Here is a 3,327-nt window from a genome sequence, read left to right as displayed (position 1 = left end):
CCCTTGTCCAGGCTGCGCTCGACCTTTGTCGGTTGCCACACGCTGAACCACCAGTCATCGCGGCCCAGATCGTCGCGTACGTGCAGCATCGCCCTGCGGAAGGCGATCGCCTCGTCATGCATTTCCTGCACCAGCGAACGCCCCGCATCCCCTTCCATCATCTTCGAGGCAACATCACACGCCGCGATCACGCCGTAATGCGGGCTGGTCGAGGTATGCATCATGAACGATTCATTGAAGCGTTCGGCGTCCAGGTCGCGGCTGGCCGAATTACGCACGTGGATCATCGAGGCCTGCGAGAACGCGGCCAACAGCTTGTGCGTGGAATGAGTGGTGAAGATGATCGCGTCCTGCTCGCGCGGCTTGCCCTTGGCCATGCCGTAGTGGTTCTCGTAGAACGGATGGAACGCGGCATAGGCGTACCAGGCCTCATCGAAATGCAGGAAGTCGACCGCGCTGCCGATCTCCTCGGCGATTTTCTCGGCGTTGTAGCACAGGCCGTCGTAGGTCGAGTTGGTCACCACCGCGATACGCGGCTTGGAACCGGCCTGGTAGGCCTGGCTGGCCAGCGGATTGGCCGCGATGCTCTGCTGCAGGGCTTCCGGGGTGAACTGGTCCAGGCTGATCGGRCCGATGATGCCGTGCGCATTGCGGCTGGGCGTGAAATACACCGGCACCGCGCCGGTCATGATCAGCGAATGCAGCAGCGACTTGTGGCAGTTGCGGTCGACGAACACCACGTCGCCGCGGGCCACGGTGCCATGCCACACGATCTTGTTGGCCGTCGACGTACCGTTGGTGACGAAGAAGGTGTGGTCGGCGCCGAAGTTGCGCGCGGCCTCGTCCTCGGCCTCCTTGATCGGGCCGGTGTGATCCAGCAGCGAGCCCAGCTCCGGCACCGAAATCGACAGATCGCTGCGCAGCGTGTTCTCACCATAGAACTGGTGGAAGGCCCGCCCGACCGGTGACTTGGTGAAAGCCACGCCGCCGGCATGGCCCGGCGTATGCCAGGAATAGTTCGACTCGGCCGCGTGGTGGATCAGCGCCTTGAAGAACGGCGGCAGCAGGTTCTGCATGTAGTCTTCGGCCGCACGCATCACCTGCCGCGAGATGAAGCTCTTGGTGTCTTCGAACAGGAAGATGAAGCCGTGGATGTACTTGAGCAGCTTGCTCGGCACCTTCTCGATGGTACGGCGCTCGCCATACAGGAACACCGGCAGGTTGGCCCGGCGCGCACTCTGCTCGCGCAGGAAGGCGGTCAGGCGCTGGAACTCGCCATCGACCTCCTCGCTGCCGTCGATCGAGATCAGCACCGCCGAAGCGGCCACATAGGTACGGGCGCCGGCACGGGCATCGTCCAGGTTCAGGCCGCACAGCACGCGCTGGTCATTGCTGCGCAGCTCTTCCACCAGCGCACGGATGAGGATGCCGCCGATGCGCGGCGAGTCGTAGTCACCGTCAATGACGATGACCGGATAATCCAGGGACTTGAAATACACGTTGATTCTCCTTGTCTAACTCAGGAACGCTGGGCGCCGGACGAAATTGCCGCCGCCTCGCGGGAACGCTGCCGCTGTTGGCGACGCTCCTCGCTGAAGAAGGGATAGAACACGGTGATGAACAGCACGAACAGGAAGGCGTACTGCACGATCGTTCCCGACGAGCCGTAGATCGCCCACAGGCAGTACACGACCGTCAGGCTGGTCAGGGTCCAGAACGCACCGGTGTGCACCAGCGTGTGCGACCGCTCCACCACGAAGTAGCAGGCCACGCACGAATAGATGTACGGCAGCAGCGTCAGCACGACCGCCGCCGAAGTGATCACGTCGAACTGGGCCGAGGCCGTCTTCGAGGTGGAGGTCACCAGYACCGCCAGGGTCATCAGYACGGCCACGATCAGCACGCCYTTGACCGGCACRTCRTCCTTGTTGGTCTTGCTGAAGATGCTCGGGAACAGGCCRTCATCGGAGGCCGCCTTGGCRCTCTGCGCGGTCAGCAGGATCCAGCCGCCCAGCGAGCCGGCGGCGCCGATGAAGGCGCACAGGCTGACCAGCGCACCACCCCAGCCCCCGACGGCCTTGGCCGCCGCCAGCGCGAACGGCGCGTCAGACACCTGCAGCTCGCCATTGGGCACCATGCCCATGATCACCGACGAGCTGGCGATGTAGGCGATGGCGGCCAGGAACACACCGGCCAGGGTGGCGCGGGCCACGTTCTTCTCCGGGTTTTCAACCACGCCGGCCGTGACCGAGGCCGACTCGACGCCGATGAAGGCCCACAGGGTCAGTGCCGCAGCACTGGAGATCGCACCGAAGTTCGACTCGCCGGAGACGTTGTAGGCCCCCTTGAAGATATCGGCATCGAAGAAGAACCAGCCGAAGATGGCGATACCCAGGATCGGCACCAGCGCGAAGCTGGTGGTGACCGTCTGCACGCGGCTGACGAACGCCGGTCCGATCATGTTGGCAAAGCTCAGCGCCCACACCAGGATCAGCACCGCGATGCAGCGCACCAGCGGCTCGGACAGGATCGGGAAGAAGTAGCTGAAGTAGCCCACCGCCGCGATGGGAATGGCAACGTTGCCGATCCAGTTGGCGAACCAGTAGATGGTGTTGGTCTGGAAGCCCATGTAGGGACCGAACCAATCGCGTGCATACGCATACGGGCCACCCGCTTTGGGCGCCAGCTTGCCGAGCTTGGCGAACACGAASGCCAGCAGCAGCGCRCCGGCCGTGGTGATCAGCCASCCCCAKATCGAGGCGGTRCCGATCTTGGCCAGGCTGGAGGGCAGCAGGAACACCCCTGAGCCCATCATGTTGCCGGCGACGAGGAAGGTGGCTCCGACCACCCCGATTTTCTTTGCTTCTGCCATGACAATCTCCTGTACCTGGCATGGGCCCGGTGAACCCGGGCGTGGGGAATGGCTACGCTGGCGTGCTGCCGCTGGCGCTTACTTGATGAAGTTGTATTGCAGGCTGCCCTGCACCCGGACCGTGTCGCCGCGTGCTCCGCTCTGCTGCTGCAGGCGGCCGTACAGCAGTTCCATGCCCATCGTCCACGACGGTGCCGGGCTCCAGATCAGGTTGAACACGCCATAGCGGCTTTGCCGGAATGCATCGGTCGGCAGCGCCGCATTGCGCTCTAGGGTCAGCTGACCGTAGATCAGGTTCGAGCGCCACAGATCAGACCAGTAGTGGGTATAGCCGACGAAGCCACCGTGCAGGTCCAGCGCATCGATGCGTCCATCGGCACCTACCACGGCGTCAAGACCGGAACCGGTGAGATCGGCGGTATAGCGGCTCAGGCCGCGGCCGCCCAGCGCGCCGA

The 3,327-nt window shown here is 63.9% G+C and carries 2 protein-coding genes and 1 pseudogene; all 3 read right to left on the bottom strand.

From position 1 onward, the window contains the following. On the bottom strand, positions 1–1,499 hold a 1,499-nt coding region (locus tag AC1VAN_RS16010), incomplete at its 3' end, for an Orn/Lys/Arg decarboxylase N-terminal domain-containing protein (RefSeq protein ID WP_480986174.1). Between the two features lie 20 nt (positions 1,500–1,519). Beyond that, positions 1,520–2,872: an arginine/agmatine antiporter gene (gene adiC / locus AC1VAN_RS16005; protein WP_025879235.1), complete on the bottom strand. Its 1,353-nt coding sequence runs from the start codon at positions 2,870–2,872 to the stop codon at positions 1,520–1,522. 78 nt (positions 2,873–2,950) lie between these two features. Next, positions 2,951–3,327, bottom strand: a pseudogene (locus AC1VAN_RS16000) (DcaP family trimeric outer membrane transporter); the annotation flags it as partial.

The sequence above is a fragment of the Stenotrophomonas sp. 05L44_2 genome (assembly GCF_056665995.1).
The sequence above is the reverse complement of the archived record's forward strand: the minus strand, read 5'-3'. Positions and strand labels throughout refer to the sequence as shown.